This is a genomic window from Marinobacterium marinum (assembly GCF_013868415.1).
Lineage (GTDB): Bacteria > Pseudomonadota > Gammaproteobacteria > Pseudomonadales > Balneatricaceae > Marinobacterium > Marinobacterium marinum.
Genome location: NZ_JACEMT010000050.1, coordinates 1 through 16438 on the forward strand (window position 1 = coordinate 1; position 16438 = coordinate 16438).

Consider the following 16438-nt stretch of genomic DNA (forward strand, 5'->3'; position numbering starts at 1 on the left):
GCTGTCCGCGAATGTAAGTTGCTGATCCATCTTATGCGTCCTCGATCATGTTCAGTCAGCATTATCCCATGACGCGGACTTGATCACACCTTCCCAAGCCGCGTATGGACACTCTGCAGACACTTGGAACCAGACCGATCAGGGTGTGTCATACCCAACATTGAACTATGCTGACCTCAGGGCAAATTTGCTCCTCCCCGGTATCCCTTCATCCCCCGACAACCGAGAACATAACCATGAAGCTGGCCATACTCTCTCGATCTCTAAAATCCTACAGCACCCGTCGTTTGAAAGAGGCGGCGTTAGACCGGGGAATCAATGTAAAAGTACTGGATACTTTAAAGTTTGCCATCGACTTAAAGCGGGGTGCCCCGGATTTATATTTCCGAGGTAAACAGCTCAGTGACTATGATGCCGTGTTGCCCAGAATCGGCGCTTCCATTACCTACTATGGTACAGCGGTCGTCCGGCAGTTTCAGGAGATGGACGTCTTTTGCGCCAATACGGCTCATGGCATTGCCAACTCCCGCGACAAATTGCGCAGCCTTCAAATTCTTGCACGTCACCATATTGGTATACCCGAAACCACCTTTGTACGGGATAAACGGGATGTACTGCCGGCTATCGAACGCGTGGGGGGAGCCCCCGTCATTATCAAGCTCATCGAAGGTACACAGGGCATAGGCGTTTTACTGGCCGATACCGTTAAGGCAGCCGAGTCAATTATCGAGCTATTACAGAGCCAGAAACAAAACGTCTTGATTCAGAAATTTGTCGCAGAAAGCCGTGGCAGGGATATTCGTGCCCTGGTGGTGGGTGATCGCGTCGTTGCAGCGATGAGGCGTGTTGCCCAAGGCCAGGAGTTCCGCAGCAACGTCCACCGCGGCGGTGTCGCCGAACCCGTTGATCTTCCGGAAGAATATGTGGAAGCAGCCATTCGCTCAGCGCAGATCCTGGGCTTGCGAGTCGCGGGCGTAGATATGCTGGAGAGCGCCACCGGGCCACAAATCATGGAGGTCAATTCCTCCCCCGGACTGGAAGGTATTGAAAGCTGTACGCAGCTGGACGTCGCGGGCGCCATTATTGACTATATAGTGGCGCAGGTTGAATTCCCTGAAATTGACATTCGACAGCGACTGACAGTGAGCAAAGGCTACGGGGTCAGCGAAATCCTTGTTCCTGACGGCTCGGAATATGTGGGCAAGACCATATCCGATATCGACTTGTCAGCAAAAGACCTGAACGTTTTGACGCTTTACCGCGGGAACAAGGTAATACCCAACCCCAAGGCGGAGCGGCTTTTGGAGCCTGGGGATAAATTGCTGTGTTTTGGCAAGCTCGAGTCCATGCGCGGCATGGTTCCGGCTCGTACACAGCGCAGGCGCCGACCAAAAATTATGGACCTTCCGGATACCGAAGTAACCAACCCTGACTCTAACGGGAATGACGGGAATGACTAAAACTCTTGGATGGCGAGAATGGGTTTCGCTACCTGATCTGGGAATCGCCAAGATCAAGGCAAAGGTCGACACCGGCGCGAGAACCTCTGCTTTACATGCCTTTGATGTCAGCCTGGCAGAGGTTCGTGGCGTGAAGATGGTACGTTTTAAGCTCCACCCGCTGCAGCGGGACTCAGAAACGGTAATCGAGTGCGAAGCACCCTTGCTGGATGAACGTGAGGTGCGTGATTCCGGTGGACACAGCGAGATGCGCTACGTCATCGAGACCCGAATTGCCATAGGCACAGCCACCCACATCGCAGAAGTGACATTGACCAACCGCGATTCAATGGGGTTTCGCATGCTGATCGGTCGCACCACCATGAAGGGACATTACCTGGTTGATCCCGGCAGGTCCTATCTATTGTCCAGGCATTGATCAGCGCCTGTGACGGCGCCAGCCCCAATCACTTTGTGTGAACCTATATCTGTTCATGACAGATCGAGCGCCACTTTCTTGTACAACCGGTGGCGCTCGGCCATTAACGCTTCAATTCTGCCGGCGGCATTGAGCAGAGAGCTTTGAAAGTTGAAGTTCGGCTTCCTTCTGACCCGGGCGGCATCCCAATAAAGACTCAACGCAGCTACGGTCTGCCTTTCAAACCGCACCGGAACAGCAATCGCGGCAATGGCAAAAGGCTTGTCGAAACCATACTCCCAGGAATGGTCGACTCTCGCGCACACACCCTGCTGTTTCTCACTCTGCAGCGAATCAATCAGCAGGGCAGCAACGTCATCCAGCTCCTGCAAGTCATCCATGATGCGCTTGATGGTGGATGTGGGATAACCCGACAGAATATGCAGCGTTTCAAGACCAGCCGCATCCATATCCGTGGATGACAGCACCTCGCATTTAACCGGCGTGAACACCCTCCTTAGCATATAAAGTCTGTTGCGCCCAAGAAACTTATAAAAATGTAATTCCGGTAGTTTCAGTGAGCGGACGATCCGCTGCAACGCGCCTCCCGTTTTTAAGCTTGATATCAGCTACGCCCTGCAGAATAGCTCCATCTACGGAGGAACTTCTGCATGGCGAATCGATACCTGATTACGAGTCTCTTGGCGCTCCTGGCCCTGCAACTGGGCGTCTGGCAATGGAGTCTCAGTTATGAGCACTTTCTAACGCTCAGCGGCTTTCTGGCCATCAACTTCATGTCCATTACCATGTTCCTGGCCCTGCGGTCGCGATGGCTGGAGATCCCCTTGGGTGGGCTGGACAAGCAGTACCACCTACACAAGTGGACCGGTATTCTGGGGACCGTGTTTGCACTGACTCACTGGCTGATTGAAATGGCAGATGATGTCATCAAGGCCCTGTTTGGCAAGGACCGCAGTCTACGTGAAGCCGACTTTTCAGGCTTGCTTGGCAGCCTTCAGGGCCTGGTTGAAGACCTGGGAGAACCCGGCCTGTATCTTCTGCTGGCGCTGGTCGCCATAACACTGATTCGCTGGGTACCTTACCGCTTCTGGCGCTACCTGCACCGCCTCATGCCAGCGATCTACCTTGCCTTGGCCGCCCATTCCCTGTTGCTGGCACCGCTGACCTGGTGGCAACAGCCTACGGGCGGGTTGATGGCCGTTTTGATCGGCGCAGGTAGCACCGCCAGCCTGCTGTCACTGAGCGGCCGGATTGGCAAAGCCCGCCGCTGGCAGGGACTGGTACACAGAGTACGGCAACTCTCCCATACCACTACGGAAGTCGTGTGCGAGATGGGCCGGCGCTGGCCCGGCCATCGCGCCGGGCAGTTTGCCCTGGTGACCTTCAATCGCACCGAAGGCGCACACCCTTTCACACTGACAACAGCAGACCGACAGGATGGCCAACTCGGTTTTCACATTAAAGCACTGGGGGATTACACCCGCACTCTGCCAAACCGGCTGCAGACGGGTAATACTGTCACCGTTGAGGGACCCTACGGGTGCTTTAATCCCGAGAAAGGGCGTACCTGCGCCCAGCAAATCTGGATCGCCGGTGGCGTCGGAATCACGCCGTTTCTTGCCGCTCTGGAAAACCGCCTGATCCAGGCAAACCACCTTTTTCCCTCCGTCACACTGCACTACTGCACGCAAAGCACGGTCGATGACCCGAATGTGGAACGCCTACAGGCGCTGGCGCAACAGCTGCCCTCAGTCAGCGTACAAGTACATGCCAGCCAACAGGGAGAACGCCTGAGCGCTGATCGATTGCAGATTCAGGCAGCAAAAGTGGACATCTGGTTCTGTGGGCCTAAGGGCCTGGCCACGGCGCTGCGGCAAGGGCTGAAAAACCGAGCATTCTCCCTCCGCTTTCATCAGGAACATTTTGAATTCCGCTGAACATTCTGCATCCGGGCATTAATCAGTAGCCGATCCACCGCCCAGCCCTTGCATCCAGAGTTCATTGAGCTGCTCGGCAGACGGGCTCGGCATCACCGCCCGGACCTCGCCCGGCTGCGAAAAAAGACTCTCCGCTATCCGGCGCCCAATGGCCTGAGCCATGGTTGTCTTGCTGATGCGCTGTTGATAAAACATTTGCAAAACCCTTGCCGTCTCCTGTTGCTCTGCCAACAAACGCACCAGATGCCAGGCATCTTCCAACGCCTGGCAAGCCCCCTGCCCTGAAGTTGGCAAAGGTGCGTGCGCCGCATCGCCCAAAATCAGCACATTGTCCCGATGCCAATAGGGCAGAGGATCAAGATCATGTACGAAAATGCGATTGAGTGATGCCGACTCATGAGAAGCCAGCACCTGCCGTACCGGATCTGGCCAATGCATGAACCGCTGCCGCAGCTCTCGATACCAGTCCGCCAGAGGCCGTTCCCTATCGACAGGGGCTGCCCAGGCTCCAGCCCAATAACACAGCCCCGCGTGTACCGGCACAATACCAAAACGCTCTCCGGCACCACGGTATTCATGAATGGCAGGCTCGATGCCGCTCTCTTCCCGTCGGCTGATTCCGATAATATTGATGAAGCCCTGATAGACAGGGTGCACCCTGTCTCCGTACAAAGCCTGACGCACAACCGAGTTCATGCGACCATCGGCACCCACCACCAGATCATGCGTCTGCTTCAGACGGTCGATGCACTCCAGGGACACATTCTGACCGAAGCGGATTTCGACACCCAGTTTACTCAAACGACCAGCCAGCAACCGCATCAGGTCACGACGCAAAATCGTGATGCTGGGAAAGCCACTCAACGCATTGACCGCCTTGATGTCGAACTCGCCCTGCTGCCTGCCCTGTGAATCAAACTGCCGCATGAACCGCGGTGCACCTCCCTCCTGTCTGACCGCCTGTTCCAGCCCCATTTGTCGCATAACCCACATGGCATTGGGCCACAAGGTCACGCCGGCACCGATAGAAGATACTTCAGTGCCGCGCTCATACAAACTGACCTTATACCCCTGCCGGCTGGCCAGTATCGCCAGCGCCATCCCGGCGACTCCCGCCCCGACAATAGCTATTCGATACGGATCACACATGAACTCTGCCTCAACTGAATTTTATCGTTGAGGCGATTGTCACAAATCCATTATTCAGGATAAATTGGCCAATATTGCGTTATTAATCCCATTTAACGAATGAATACATGATTCATAACATCGAATTACGCTGGTTACTGAGCTTTCAGGCCGTCTACGAACAGTTGAGCTTCAAACGAGCCGCAGAGCAGCTCCAGGTGCCAACCTCCAATGTCAGCCGTCACGTCGCGCTACTGGAGCAACAGCTCAAGGTGCGTTTGCTGGAGCGCACGACACGCAAGATGATTCCGACAGCCGGGGGCAAGCAGCTGTATGCTTCCATCACGCCGCTTATTCAGGCCATGAAGGATTCGCTGGAGGAGGTTTCACTGCATGGCGACAGCCTGTCCGGGCATCTGAAAATCATAACCCCTGACCTCCCTTTCCTGGCCGACATCATCGCGGACTTCTGCCTCACCCATCCGCATGTGCAGCTCAGCTGCGATACTCAATTGAATCCAACGGAAGGACTGCTGGACGGGTTCGATCTGGTGCTGCGCTTTGGACGAGGTCCACTGGACGATTCAGGCTGGGTTGCCCGTGAGATTCTGCGCTGGCCCAGCTGCGTAGTCGCCGCCCCGGGACTGCTGGAGCGCCAACCCTTGCCAGCCTCTCTGGCGGACTTGAGCAAAGCCCCCTGCATTACCAGCCTGTCGGTGTTGCAGGGCATGCCCTGGCGATTCAAGCGGACACCAACTCTGCCCGTACGCTCCGGCTACAAGGTCAACAGCGGTCATATGGCCAAGGCTGCCGCCTTGAAAGGACTGGGATTTGCCCTGCTCCCCGTACATGCCTGTCAAACCGAACTGGACGCGGGAACACTGATTCGTGTTGTACTCGATGACGAACCCGAAGACCTGGTGCTGTATGCGTTCTACTCGGGTCGAAAATACCCGCTGGAGAAGGTGAAGGCGTTTCTGGAGCACCTGCAGGCACATCTGGCCAAACCGCCTCCCAAGGAGGAGCAGCCTGATCAGTCGTAATCGCATGCCAGGAGTACCTGATCAGAAGTTGAAATGATTTTTGCAATACAGTGTTGACTATTGATTCAACAATTGATCCCTCTTTGGGGGCTATGTATAATACTAAGGTCTAACACACATATTGGGGAGTGTTGTTATGAACAAAAAGCACTATACCGGTTTTCCAAACGAGGATCGTCGTATCCACCTGGAACTGGTCGCTATGGGCTATACCGAATGCTCTCAGGAGCAAGGCCCCGGTGCTTTTGCCCGCTGGTTCAAACAGGTTGGTGATTTGCTGACCTGGATGCGCTGGAAGGGCGAGATTGCTGTCAGTGGTCACCGTGTCGGTGCCCATGTGATTCGTCATATGGGAACGGTCAAGACCGTTTGACGCTTTCAGGTGTTGATGCCTAATCTGTTGTTTGTTGTTTAGACCCGCAAGGCCTTCCTTGCGGGTTTTTTTATACCCACTGGCTCAACATTATCGCAACAGAACTCCCAGACTGCCTGCTGGCAAGCTGTCTACAGGCTGAGCCAGGAAGGCCTCCAGCTGGCTCTGACGCAAGGATTCGGCCGTATCCAACGGCAGTCGTGCCGTCAGGTGCAAATAGCGCTCCACCATTTTCAAACGCTGTTCGCGTCGTTTCTCGCTATCACGCGCTGCTTCAAGGAAGAGTTGCGCCAGATTCAGCAGTGCCGCTGCATTACCCGGATTGTATTCGATGGCCAAACCGAAATACCGGGTGGCCTGTGGCATCTTGCCAGCCAGATAATGCTTGACCCCCAGCCGGTTAACCTTGTCACTCATGTTATGGTCACGCTGAACCGGTGACTTGCCACTCTCCGGAGTCCTTGCGACTGGCACCATCTGATCGCCGGACAGTATCCGCGCTTCGTGCTCCAGTTCAAGCGGCTGGTCCAGCGCCGCGTTGTAACGCTGGGCATCCTGCCGATATCGGTTTTCCTCTGCCTGCTCGCCCTGGTCCCGGCACACCCTGGCACGTAACAGCGCCGTCCTCACCTTCAGGCCCGCATCACTGGGAAAATCGTGCTCGGCCCTGTTCAGCTGCATGTCCAGGTCATTGCGCAGCTCAATCTGTCGGCGCGAGTCGGCTCCCTGCATCTCCAGGCGACGGATATTGGCCAACCTAAGATAGGGGTCCGGTGAACGGTAACAACTGTGCCGCCCCAGATTTATCGACTTGCGATAGGCTCCTTCCGCCAGTTCAAGCACATGGGTTCGCGTGGCCACCCGGCCCAGTTCCATTTGGCGCGGAATACCCAAGGGAGCCTTGCTGGTCGCCTGTTGCAGGATATCGCGTGCGCCCTCAAGGTCACCACTCAGCTCGCAGACCTGAGCAAGCAGATCGTGGGCTGCTATCAACAGAGGGTACTGTTCGATCAGGCTTTCCAGTACATCTTGTGCCTCCGCCAGACGCTGCATCGCGATTAACGCCTGCGCCATGCACAGTCCCAGCTCCTTGTCCGGCGTCTGCCAAAATGCGGGTTCAAGCACCGCGTAGGCCTCCTCGGGCCGCCCCAACCGCAGCAACAGATCGGCTTTCAGACAGCGCGCATCATCACGATTGGCATCCTGACGCGGCAGGTCATCACACGCCTGCACCGCCGCTTCCAGATCCCCCGCCTCCATCGCCTGCTCGACAGGCGCCAAAGCGATCTTGCGCAATATCAATTGGTCCAGCCGGCTCTTCAGCTCGTCAATGCTGAATGGCCTCGTCAACACATCATCCGGACGGCTGTCGATCGCATGCAACACCACGGCCTGTGAGGCATCGCTGGTCATGAAAATCCAGCCTGCCGTAGGCCGCATAAAACCGCGAAAACGTGCTTCTTCCAGCAGTTGCAGGCCGGTTACGGCATCACTGCTGTTGTGCCCCATCAGAATGACATCGAAAGCTTCTTCCCGAATCAGACTCAAAACCTTGTCGTTAACCGTTACCGCCTTGACGTTGCGTACACCCAGCTCGCGCAGCATATAAAAAATGGTCGAGCGCAAGTTACCGCTGCTGTCGATCAGCAGAACCTTTTTGTGGGAGTAGTCAATCGTGCGAGAAGCCACTGTGGCCGGTCCACCCTGAAGTCTGATACTGTTATAGGTTATATCCAGTATACAGAGCATGGAAAGCGGCAAGAAGAACAAGAAGGGGATAAAAAAACACCGGATATCGGGAGAGAGATCCGGTGCCAAAGACAGTTCTATGCTGTGCCGACCACTATAAAAGACCCCGTCTTCAAAGTTCATGACCGGGGTCAAATACCAATACACTGATCAGGGTTTTATGGCATTTAAGACCTTCGCCTAAGCCTCGGTCAGCCTTTTTTCCTCTAGAATGTCGACAATAGAGGAGCAGGCTAGCGCTATGACTACGGCATTTATCACGCACAAGGACTGTATGCTTCACAACATGGGGCCGGAGCATCCGGAAAGCCCCATTCGGCTGGCGGCCATCAACAAGGTGCTGCAACGCACCGGCCTGATCGATCAGCTGGATCAGGTCACGGCTGTTCCCGTCACAGAAGAGCAGATCAGTCTGGCTCATCACAAGCTGCATCAGAAACGCCTGGAAGCCAAACTGCCTCAGGAAGGGGTGGTCTATACCGATGACGACACCGCCATGTGTCCGGAATCACTGCATGCAGCCAGCCTGGCAGCCGGCAGCGTGATTCTCGCCACCAACCGGGTTCTGTCCGGCAAGGCCGACAACGCTTTCTGCGCCGTACGCCCGCCGGGTCATCATGCCGAATACAACTTGGCCATGGGCTTTTGCCTGTACAACAATATCGCAATCGGCGCGGCACACGCCTTGATGCAACCCGGCATTCAGCGCGTCGCCATCCTCGACTTCGATGTGCACCACTGCAACGGCACTGTGGATATCTTCAAGGACCGCCCCGAGGTACTGGTTTGCTCGACCTTCCAGCATCCCTACTACCCGGAGCGCTACCACGAGATTGACCGCCCCAATATCGTCAACTGCCCGATTGCGGCTCATACCGAGCCGCATATTTTCCATCGCGCCATTGAGGAACAATGGCTGCCCGCTCTACATGAACACAAGCCGGACATGATTTTCATTTCGGCCGGGTTCGATGCTCACAAGGAAGACCCCATGGCCGACCTGAATCTGGAAGAAGAAGATTTCCGCCAGGTGACTCAGGTTATCAAGACCTTTGCCGATCAATACTGCCAGGGGCGCATCGTGTCAGTGCTGGAGGGCGGCTATAACCCGGTTCCTCTGGCATTCAGCGTGCAAGCCCACCTGGAGGTTCTGGCCGGTTTCTAAACCGCCCAGAACCACTTCCCTCAGATCAGCGGTACTTCAGGAAAATCGATTTTCGGCTGGATCAAATTGTTGATCCAATTGCTGTAGTTGTTGATTCCCACCCAGCTGGTAATTTCCACCAGGGTCGCATCATCCAGCCCAAGAGTGCGAGCCGCAGTCAGGCTTTCATCCGATAAGTGTCCCTTCTGTTCCAACAGATCCATTGCAAAGTCCAGAATGGCCTGATCCTTCGGCTCAACGGCCTTGCCCTGCTGAGCCAGCCGTGCGGCCTCTGCATCAACGCCGACATGCTTCGCCGACAGGGTATGCCCACTGACGCAGTAGTGACAGCCATTGGCGTTGGCTACGGCCAGGGAAATCATTTCACGCTGAGCCGGACTCAGACGACTGTTTTCGGACAGCTGCTCTTCAAACGCCAGATAGCCATTCAATGAAGCGCCATGGTTGGCCAGGCCGGCAAAGAAGTTGGGCAGCATACCCAGTTGTTTACGAATCTGCGCCAGCGTGGGAGCCCCTTGCTCACAAGCGGTATCCGGGCAAAGCATAGGCATGCGTGACATCGTGAATATCCTCATCTCTCAATAAAAAAACAGATCTGTACACCCCTTAATAATAAGTGTACAGATCTGTAGCGTCAATCATTTTACCGAAACTGGTAAGATGTCTGCCTTTACCTTTAGCCATATTCACACCCGGATGCCCAGTACCATGCCTACGCCCAGACGCGACCTCCTCCTGGACACCGCCGAACAGCTGTTCTATCGAGGCGGCTTCCACGCAACCGGAATCGACCTCATCCAGGCCGAATCCGGTGTGGCCAAGACAACTTTATACAAACATTTTCCCTCCAAGGACGCCCTGATTCTTGCTGTTCTGGAACGCTCCAGCCTGCGTGTACGTCAGGCACTCGAAGCCCAGGCCCAGGCACTGGCCGGCACCGGGGTCGAGCGTATCCTTGCCCTTTTCAGAGACCTGCGCGGAATGTGCGAAGAAAGTGACTTTAACGGCTGCCTGTTCAATAACGCGGCGGCCGAATTCATGTACTCCAACCCGCCCATCCGGGCACTGGCTGCCGAACACATGCAATGGATGCTGGAATTTCTGGAGCGCTTGCTTGCAGAGGAGGGCTTTGAAACCGAAGCCGCGCTGGCCCTGCTGCCCATGTATGAAGGCCTGCTGACTCTGGGACGGGTTCAGGACAGCCACACGGCCATCAAGCACTGCCTGGGTGCCATTACTGCCCTGTTGAACCGCTAACGAAAAACGGAGCCATCAGGCTCCGTTTTGTTGGATCGGCGGGGAGTTAACCCACAAACTTGATCATCACGCCTGCCGCGACTGCCGAACCGATAACACCGGCCACGTTGGGCCCCATGGCATGCATCAGCAGGAAGTTCTGCGGGTTGGCTTCCAGCCCCAGCTTGTTGGAAACACGTGCCGCCATTGGTACGGCCGAGACCCCGGCCGAACCGATCAACGGGTTGATCGCATTGCCACCCTGCATCTTGTTCATCATTTTGGCCATCAGCACGCCACAAGCGGTACCGATACCGAAAGCCACAATGCCCAGTACCAGAATACCCAGCGTCTGAACATCCAGGAACTTGTCTGCAGACAGCTTGGAACCCACGGACAGGCCCAGGAAAATGGTCACCACGTTGATCAACGCATTCTGAGCCGTATCGCTCAAACGATCAACCACGCCACACTCACGCATCAGGTTACCAAAGCAGAACATGCCCAGCAGCGGTGCGGCATCCGGCAGCAACAGCGCCACCAGTACCAGCAACAGGATCGGGAACAGGATCTTCTCGGTCTTGGACACATGACGCAGCTGACTCATGCTGATCTTGCGCTCGGACTCAGTGGTCAGAGCACGCATGATCGGCGGCTGAATCAGCGGTACCAAGGCCATGTAAGAGTAGGCCGCTACCGCGATCGCACCCAGCAGGTGCGGTGCCAACAGACTGGCAACATAAATTGCCGTCGGGCCGTCGGCTCCACCAATGATCCCGATCGCGGCCGCATCCTGAATGCTGAAGTCCATCAGGCCGAAACTGCTCAGCGCCACGGCGCCCAACACAGTGGCAAAGATACCGAACTGTGCCGCCGCCCCCAGAAACAGAGTCTTCGGGTTAGCCAGCAACGGACCGAAGTCCGTCATGGCTCCCACACCCATGAAAATGATCAGCGGTGCGGCGCCCGAGGCAATGGCAACAGTATAAAAGTTATACAACATGCCATTGCTGTAACCGGCATCCTGAGCGGCCAAACCCGCCGCCGCATGCATGCTGGCATTTGAGTTGTTGTAGGCATGTGCCAGCTCCTGCACGTCGGTGCTGTTGACACCCAGCACACCAGCCAGACTCTGCAACACTTCTGGCTTGGCGAAATGCAGCGCATTTTCCACCGCCGACATGGCCAGCCCCGCTTCAGGGATGTTGGCCAAAATACCGCCGAAACCGATCGGAACCAGCAGGAGCGGCTCAAAGTTCTTGCGAATTGCAAGGTAGAGCAGCACCATGCCGATGATCATCATGGTCAGCTGGCCGAAGGAGATATTGTAAATCCCCGACGCCTGCCATAGATCAAGTAGCTTATCCATGCGGCTTTACCTTAGGCTAGAGTCACCAGGGCATCGCCGACCTGTACGGCGTCACCCTCTTTAACATCGACCGACACGATGGTACCCGCACGTGCAGCACGCACTTCGGTTTCCATCTTCATCGCTTCCAGGATCACCAATACATCACCTTCCTGAACCGCCTGACCGGCCGCTACCGGAACCTTCCAGATATTACCGGCCAGGGGAGCCGGGACCGGCTCACCGGAACCTGCCGCCGGAGCAGCTGCCGGTGCTGCAGCAGGCGCAGACTGAATGGAGGACACATCACCACCCTCGGTTACCTGAACCACATAGTTCTGGCCGTTTACATTGATGGTGTAGACTTCCGGTCCGTTGTTTTTCTTGGCTGTCATGGATTGTGCGTCCTCAAGCGTCGGTACAGGTTCAAAGGCGTCGGGGTTACCGCGGTTTTGCAGGAATTTCAGGCCGATCTGCGGGAACAGAGCGTAGGTCAGAACGTCGTCAATTTCGAGCTCATCCTGCTCCAGTTTGATTCCCTTTTCGGTTGCCAGCTGCTTCAGCTCAGTCGTCAGCTTATCCACTTCGGGCTGCAGCTGGTCTGCCGGACGGCAGGTCAGAGGCTCCTTGCCTGCCAGGACTCGAGCCTGGAGTTCGGCATTGTAAGGCGCCGGCGCTGCACCGTATTCACCTTTCAGAATGCCCTGTACTTCCTTGGAAATGGTCTTGTAACGTTCGCCCATCAGGACGTTGATCACCGCTTGGGTACCCACGATCTGAGAAGTCGGCGTTACCAGCGGGATATAGCCAAGATCTTCACGCACACGCGGAATCTCGGCCAGTACTTCATCAAACTTGTCCGCAGCGCCCTGCTCTTTCAGCTGGCTTTCCATATTGGTCAGCATGCCGCCCGGGACCTGAGCGACCAGGATACGGGAGTCGGTACCACGCAGAGAACCTTCGAAACGGGCGTACTTTTTCCGTACCTCACGGAAGTAGGCGGCAATTTCTTCCAGCGCATTCAAGTCCAGACCGGTATCACGGTCGGTGCCCGCAAGCGCCGCCACAACAGATTCGGTCGCGGTATGACCATAGGTCATGGACATGGAAGAAATGGCCGTATCGACACGATCCACACCGGCTTCAACAGCCTTCAGAATGGTCATATCAGACAAACCCGCAGTGGCGTGGGCGTGGAGCTGAACTTCCAGACCGGTCTGCGCCTTCAGGCGGGAGATCAGATCAAAGGCGTTGTACGGCGTCAGAATACCTGACATATCCTTGATGGCGATGGAGTCCGCCCCCAGGTCTTCCAGTGCCTTGGCGTAATCGACCCAGGTTTCAATGGTATGCACCGGGCTGGTGGTATAGGAGATGGTACCCTGAGCATGCTTGCCACAGTTTTTCACCGCCTTGATGGCACGATCCAGGTTACGCGGGTCGTTCATCGCATCAAAGATGCGGAACACATCCACCCCATTGGTCGCGGCGCGCTCAACAAATTTGTCGACAACATCATCGGCGTAATGACGGTAGCCCAGCAGGTTCTGACCGCGCAACAGCATCTGCTGACGCGTATTCGGCATAACCGCCTTCAGCTCGCGAATGCGAGTCCAGGGATCTTCGCCCAGATAGCGAATGCAGGAGTCGAAGGTAGCCCCCCCCCAGCTTTCCAGAGACCAGAAACCAACCTGGTCCAGTTTCTCGGCAATCGGCAGCATATCATCGAGCCGCAAGCGGGTCGCAAACAGAGACTGATGCGCATCACGCAGGACGACGTCGGTAATGCCTAGCGGTTTTTTTACGTCGGACATGAGTTAGCCTTTCCTATCAGAAGTTCTTGTTGTACACCGCGTCACTTGGCTCGGTACTTGTGCACCGCTGCAGTGATGACTGCAACCAGTTCATCATTGTTGTCTGCTGGTGCGCCGGCAACGGGTTGGGGACGAGACTTGGGTGCTGCAGCAACCGGCTCCGGGAAATAACGGGTAACCAGCCGCGACATGATGCCGGTGACAAACACCAGCAACGTCAGAAAGACGAAGACGAAACCCATGCCGAAAGCCATGAGAGTAAGGCCTTCCGAGAACAGATTATCCATCTTGTGGGTGCTCCTGTTGTAAATCGAAACCTGGGGTCTGCCAGCGGCTTTTGGCCGCACTCAACTCTCCTGGTATCAGAGCCGGGAGACAGACAAGCGATCAGACTAAACCAGTCCCCAACAAAAGCTATCAGTCGGAGCGGCATAATCGAACGAATCTATTCTACCGCAAACTCAGGGGGCGATTGCAAGATTGTCGACAATCTGTAATTTTTTTACATTTTGCCAATCAGACAACGCCAACTGCGACAATAGTGTCGACATTAGCACAGATAGGGATGATTAAAACAACAATTAGACATTAGCCTTTTGGCTAATTTACAAAGAGTGGGCATAAAAAAGCCACTCAAAGAGTGGCTGGACGGAACACTTTCACATTTTCATAGCCGAGCTCATGCAGATGCTGGGCATGCATTTGCGACATGACTCCCTTGTCGCAATACAGCAGATACTCGCGCTCCTGCGGCAATACCGGGAATTCGGACGCCAACTGATAAAAGGGCATAACCCGAATATCACACCCCGGCAGATTCAGCGGCTTGCGCTCCTGCTCACGCGGAGAGCGGATGTCGATCAGAGTCTGGTGTCCACCCACCCGCGTCATCGCTTCAATCTCGGAATTGATATTTTGATTTTCCACAATCTCATCAATCCGCATTACTTCCGTCTGCTCCAGAGCACGCTCCAAAACATCAAAGTCAAAGTGGCTTTCCTCTTCCTCGACACGCTCACGACGGGCACAGGTTGTCGGCTTGTCGGAAATGACACCGCAAAACTCGGGCATGGCGCTGGCAAACTCAAATGCACCAATCTGACGAGTGATGTCGATAATATCCGGCTTATCCATCGTCACCAGTGGACGCAGCACCAGATGCTCACAGCTCTCGTCAATCAGGCGCAGGTTCGGCAGCGTCTGGCTTGATACCTGAGCCACGCTTTCACCGGTCACCAGCGCATTCAGCTGCATACGATCGGCCACCTTATCGGCGGCTCGCATCATCATCCGCTTCAACACCACCCCCATGTGAGAATGATGTACCGACTGCAGAATCTCGCCCACAACTTCTTCAAAGGGCACCGTGATGAATTTGACTCGAGCCGAAGCGCCGTAACGCTTCCACAGGTACAGTGCCACCTGCTTCACGCCAATTTCATGCGCATGCCCACCCAAATTGAAAAACAGGAAATGCGTTTTACAGCCACGACGCATCGTCATGTAGGAGGCCACTATCGAGTCAAAGCCGCCCGAAATCAGTGACAGCACGTCTTCCTGTGTACCCAGCGGATAGCCGCCCAGGCCCTTATGGTTCGCAGTCACGACAAACAGCTTGTTGTCACGCACTTCCAGATCAACCCAGACTTCCGGCTGGCGCACATCCACACCGGCCGCTTCCGTGTGCTGACGCAGACCGCCACCGATATAGCGCTCCATCTCGACCGAGGTGAAGTCATGCTGTCCTGTCCGCTTTACACGCACTTTGAAGGTCTTTCCCTTCAGCCGCTCGGCATAGGCCTCGCGGGTCAACTGGAAAGCCTCGTCAAAGTTGCCCAACGGGTACTCCTGCACTTCCAGAAAGTTCTGGATACCGGGCACTCGGCGCATTTCATCAACGATCTGCCGGCTCAGTTCATCATTCTGTCCGGCAAAGCTGACTTCCACCTTGTCCCAGAAACCGCTGACCTTGATATCGGCATCCAGACGCTTCAACAGAATTTGCAGGTTACTTTGCAGACGCTGAATTAAACGGCGACGCACAGGACGACTTTTGATCGTGATTTCAGGAAACAGCTTGGCAATGAATTTCATGGTAGTTCCGGAATATTAAGAATCAGACGAAAGGTCCGGCTTGCGATGACGATATAAATCTGAGGAGGGAGGATGGCGCGCCCGAGAGGATTCGAACCTCTGACCGCCTGGTTCGTAGCCAGGTACTCTATCCAGCTGAGCTACGGGCGCACATCAAAATGGCGGTGAGTGAGGGATTCGAACCCTCGATACCTTGCGGTATACGCCCTTAGCAGGGGCGCGCCTTCAGCCACTCGGCCAACTCACCTTGTCAACAACGGCGCATATGTTACAAGACTGATTTTCAAAAGGAAAGAGAAATTTTAAAAAAATTAATCTTGTTCGTTGTCTTGTGACTTTTCACGCTGAATGCGCTGATAGATCTCTTCGCGATGCACAGATACATCCTTGGGCGCATTCACGCCGATGCGGACCTGATTACCTTTGACACCGAGTACAGTAACGGTGACGTCGTCACCAACCATGAGTGTCTCACCGACACGACGGGTTAGAATCAGCATGTGTGGCTCTCCTTAAGTTATCCTGTTGGGCGCTGAATTCCTGATTACTGAAGTACTCTTCTACCCACACCACCCTACGTCCTCAGAACATCCAGGTTACCACGGGCGGATAAAAAGCACCTCAAAACCGCTTTGAGGGGGCCTTCGACGGTACTATAGAACAGTTGTTAGCC

General features: G+C 55.3%; 16 protein-coding genes, 2 tRNA genes and 1 pseudogene. 8 read left to right on the forward strand and 11 right to left on the reverse strand.

The window, feature by feature from the left end:
- Window positions 1-236 precede the first annotated feature (236 nt).
- The 3 genes and pseudogenes from H1S06_RS10330 to H1S06_RS10335 form a co-directional block, all read left to right on the forward strand.
- Window positions 237-1115 (forward strand): annotated as a pseudogene (locus H1S06_RS10330) (ATP-grasp domain-containing protein); the annotation flags it as partial.
- A 27-nt stretch (window positions 1116-1142) separates the two neighbouring features.
- Window positions 1143-1460, forward strand: a complete 318-nt coding sequence (locus tag H1S06_RS15590; protein WP_328515335.1) for a cation:proton antiporter regulatory subunit — start codon at window positions 1143-1145, stop codon at window positions 1458-1460.
- The gene (locus H1S06_RS10335) at window positions 1453-1878 is read left to right on the forward strand and encodes an ATP-dependent zinc protease family protein (RefSeq protein WP_220183849.1); all 426 of its coding nucleotides are present in this window, start codon (window positions 1453-1455) and stop codon (window positions 1876-1878) included. The genes H1S06_RS15590 and H1S06_RS10335 overlap by 8 nt, the downstream gene beginning before the upstream one ends.
- 53 nt (window positions 1879-1931) lie before the next feature.
- Here H1S06_RS10335 and H1S06_RS10340 read toward each other — a convergent pair whose 3' ends face one another.
- Entirely contained in the window at window positions 1932-2456 is a 525-nt protein-coding gene (locus H1S06_RS10340; RefSeq protein ID WP_181739872.1) for an IclR family transcriptional regulator, read from the reverse strand.
- A gap of 72 nt (window positions 2457-2528) precedes the next feature.
- Between H1S06_RS10340 and H1S06_RS10345 the strand changes: the two genes are divergently transcribed.
- A complete protein-coding gene (locus tag H1S06_RS10345; protein ID WP_181739875.1) occupies window positions 2529-3815 on the forward strand; it encodes a ferredoxin reductase family protein in 1287 nt (428 codons plus the stop codon).
- Between the two features lie 18 nt (window positions 3816-3833).
- Here the strand turns inward: H1S06_RS10345 and H1S06_RS10350 are convergent, their stop codons facing one another.
- Window positions 3834-4964 carry an FAD-dependent monooxygenase gene (locus H1S06_RS10350; protein ID WP_181739877.1) on the reverse strand — a complete coding sequence of 377 codons (1131 nt, stop codon included), beginning with the start codon at window positions 4962-4964 and terminating at the stop codon, window positions 3834-3836.
- 107 nt (window positions 4965-5071) lie between these two features.
- Between H1S06_RS10350 and H1S06_RS10355 the strand changes: the two genes are divergently transcribed.
- Together H1S06_RS10355 and H1S06_RS10360 are read left to right on the forward strand one after the other, a co-directional pair.
- Window positions 5072-5986 (forward strand): LysR family transcriptional regulator, encoded by a 915-nt coding sequence (locus tag H1S06_RS10355; RefSeq protein ID WP_181739879.1) that lies wholly within the window; start codon window positions 5072-5074, stop codon window positions 5984-5986.
- A gap of 136 nt (window positions 5987-6122) precedes the next feature.
- Entirely contained in the window at window positions 6123-6359 is a 237-nt protein-coding gene (locus tag H1S06_RS10360) for a hypothetical protein (protein ID WP_181739880.1), read from the forward strand.
- A gap of 90 nt (window positions 6360-6449) precedes the next feature.
- Here H1S06_RS10360 and H1S06_RS10365 read toward each other — a convergent pair whose 3' ends face one another.
- Window positions 6450-8048 (reverse strand): response regulator, encoded by a 1599-nt coding sequence (locus H1S06_RS10365; protein ID WP_328515331.1) that lies wholly within the window; start codon window positions 8046-8048, stop codon window positions 6450-6452.
- A gap of 301 nt (window positions 8049-8349) precedes the next feature.
- Between H1S06_RS10365 and H1S06_RS10370 the strand changes: the two genes are divergently transcribed.
- A complete protein-coding gene (locus tag H1S06_RS10370) occupies window positions 8350-9273 on the forward strand; it encodes a histone deacetylase family protein (RefSeq protein WP_181739882.1) in 924 nt (307 codons plus the stop codon).
- A 20-nt stretch (window positions 9274-9293) separates the two neighbouring features.
- On the opposite strand, the gene H1S06_RS10375 is transcribed toward H1S06_RS10370, so the two are convergent.
- Window positions 9294-9833 (reverse strand): carboxymuconolactone decarboxylase family protein, encoded by a 540-nt coding sequence (locus H1S06_RS10375; protein WP_181739884.1) that lies wholly within the window; start codon window positions 9831-9833, stop codon window positions 9294-9296.
- Between the two features lie 148 nt (window positions 9834-9981).
- On the opposite strand from H1S06_RS10375, the gene H1S06_RS10380 reads away from it, so the two are divergent.
- Window positions 9982-10530, forward strand: coding sequence for a TetR/AcrR family transcriptional regulator (locus H1S06_RS10380; RefSeq protein ID WP_181739885.1), 549 nt, complete (start codon window positions 9982-9984; stop codon window positions 10528-10530).
- Between the two features lie 46 nt (window positions 10531-10576).
- Here H1S06_RS10380 and H1S06_RS10385 read toward each other — a convergent pair whose 3' ends face one another.
- From H1S06_RS10385 to csrA, 7 genes are all read right to left on the reverse strand, one after another.
- Window positions 10577-11878 carry a sodium ion-translocating decarboxylase subunit beta gene (locus H1S06_RS10385; protein WP_181739887.1) on the reverse strand — a complete coding sequence of 434 codons (1302 nt, stop codon included), beginning with the start codon at window positions 11876-11878 and terminating at the stop codon, window positions 10577-10579.
- 11 nt (window positions 11879-11889) lie between these two features.
- Entirely contained in the window at window positions 11890-13671 is a 1782-nt protein-coding gene (oadA, locus tag H1S06_RS10390; RefSeq protein ID WP_181739889.1) for a sodium-extruding oxaloacetate decarboxylase subunit alpha, read from the reverse strand.
- A 41-nt stretch (window positions 13672-13712) separates the two neighbouring features.
- Complete coding sequence (locus tag H1S06_RS10395; RefSeq protein ID WP_181739891.1) at window positions 13713-13958, reverse strand: OadG family protein; 246 nt, start codon at window positions 13956-13958, stop codon at window positions 13713-13715.
- 346 nt (window positions 13959-14304) lie between these two features.
- Complete coding sequence (gene thiI / locus H1S06_RS10400; RefSeq protein WP_181739893.1) at window positions 14305-15765, reverse strand: tRNA uracil 4-sulfurtransferase ThiI; 1461 nt, start codon at window positions 15763-15765, stop codon at window positions 14305-14307.
- Window positions 15766-15838: 73 nt separating this feature from the next.
- A tRNA-Arg gene (locus H1S06_RS10405) sits at window positions 15839-15915 on the reverse strand.
- 9 nt (window positions 15916-15924) lie between these two features.
- Window positions 15925-16012, reverse strand: a tRNA-Ser gene (locus H1S06_RS10410).
- A 64-nt stretch (window positions 16013-16076) separates the two neighbouring features.
- A complete protein-coding gene (gene csrA, locus H1S06_RS10415) occupies window positions 16077-16265 on the reverse strand; it encodes a carbon storage regulator CsrA (RefSeq protein ID WP_181739895.1) in 189 nt (62 codons plus the stop codon).
- Between the last annotated feature and the right edge of the window lie 173 nt (window positions 16266-16438).

Bases quoted from the DNA above. Each gene is read 5' to 3' on its own strand.
- H1S06_RS10375 (WP_181739884.1), bottom strand. From the start codon at position 9,833: ATGTCACGCATGCCTATGCTTTGCCCGGATACCGCTTGTGAGCAAGGG.
- H1S06_RS10385 (WP_181739887.1), bottom strand. From the start codon at position 11,878: ATGGATAAGCTACTTGATCTATGGCAGGCGTCGGGGATTTACAATATC.
- H1S06_RS10350 (WP_181739877.1), bottom strand. From the start codon at position 4,964: ATGTGTGATCCGTATCGAATAGCTATTGTCGGGGCGGGAGTCGCCGGG.
- thiI (WP_181739893.1), bottom strand. From the start codon at position 15,765: ATGAAATTCATTGCCAAGCTGTTTCCTGAAATCACGATCAAAAGTCGT.
- H1S06_RS10335 (WP_220183849.1), top strand. From the start codon at position 1,453: ATGACTAAAACTCTTGGATGGCGAGAATGGGTTTCGCTACCTGATCTG.
- H1S06_RS10355 (WP_181739879.1), top strand. From the start codon at position 5,072: ATGATTCATAACATCGAATTACGCTGGTTACTGAGCTTTCAGGCCGTC.
- H1S06_RS10370 (WP_181739882.1), top strand. From the start codon at position 8,350: ATGACTACGGCATTTATCACGCACAAGGACTGTATGCTTCACAACATG.
- H1S06_RS10345 (WP_181739875.1), top strand. From the start codon at position 2,529: ATGGCGAATCGATACCTGATTACGAGTCTCTTGGCGCTCCTGGCCCTG.
- H1S06_RS10395 (WP_181739891.1), bottom strand. From the start codon at position 13,958: ATGGATAATCTGTTCTCGGAAGGCCTTACTCTCATGGCTTTCGGCATG.
- oadA (WP_181739889.1), bottom strand. From the start codon at position 13,671: ATGTCCGACGTAAAAAAACCGCTAGGCATTACCGACGTCGTCCTGCGT.
- H1S06_RS10360 (WP_181739880.1), top strand. From the start codon at position 6,123: ATGAACAAAAAGCACTATACCGGTTTTCCAAACGAGGATCGTCGTATC.
- csrA (WP_181739895.1), bottom strand. From the start codon at position 16,265: ATGCTGATTCTAACCCGTCGTGTCGGTGAGACACTCATGGTTGGTGAC.
- H1S06_RS10380 (WP_181739885.1), top strand. From the start codon at position 9,982: ATGCCTACGCCCAGACGCGACCTCCTCCTGGACACCGCCGAACAGCTG.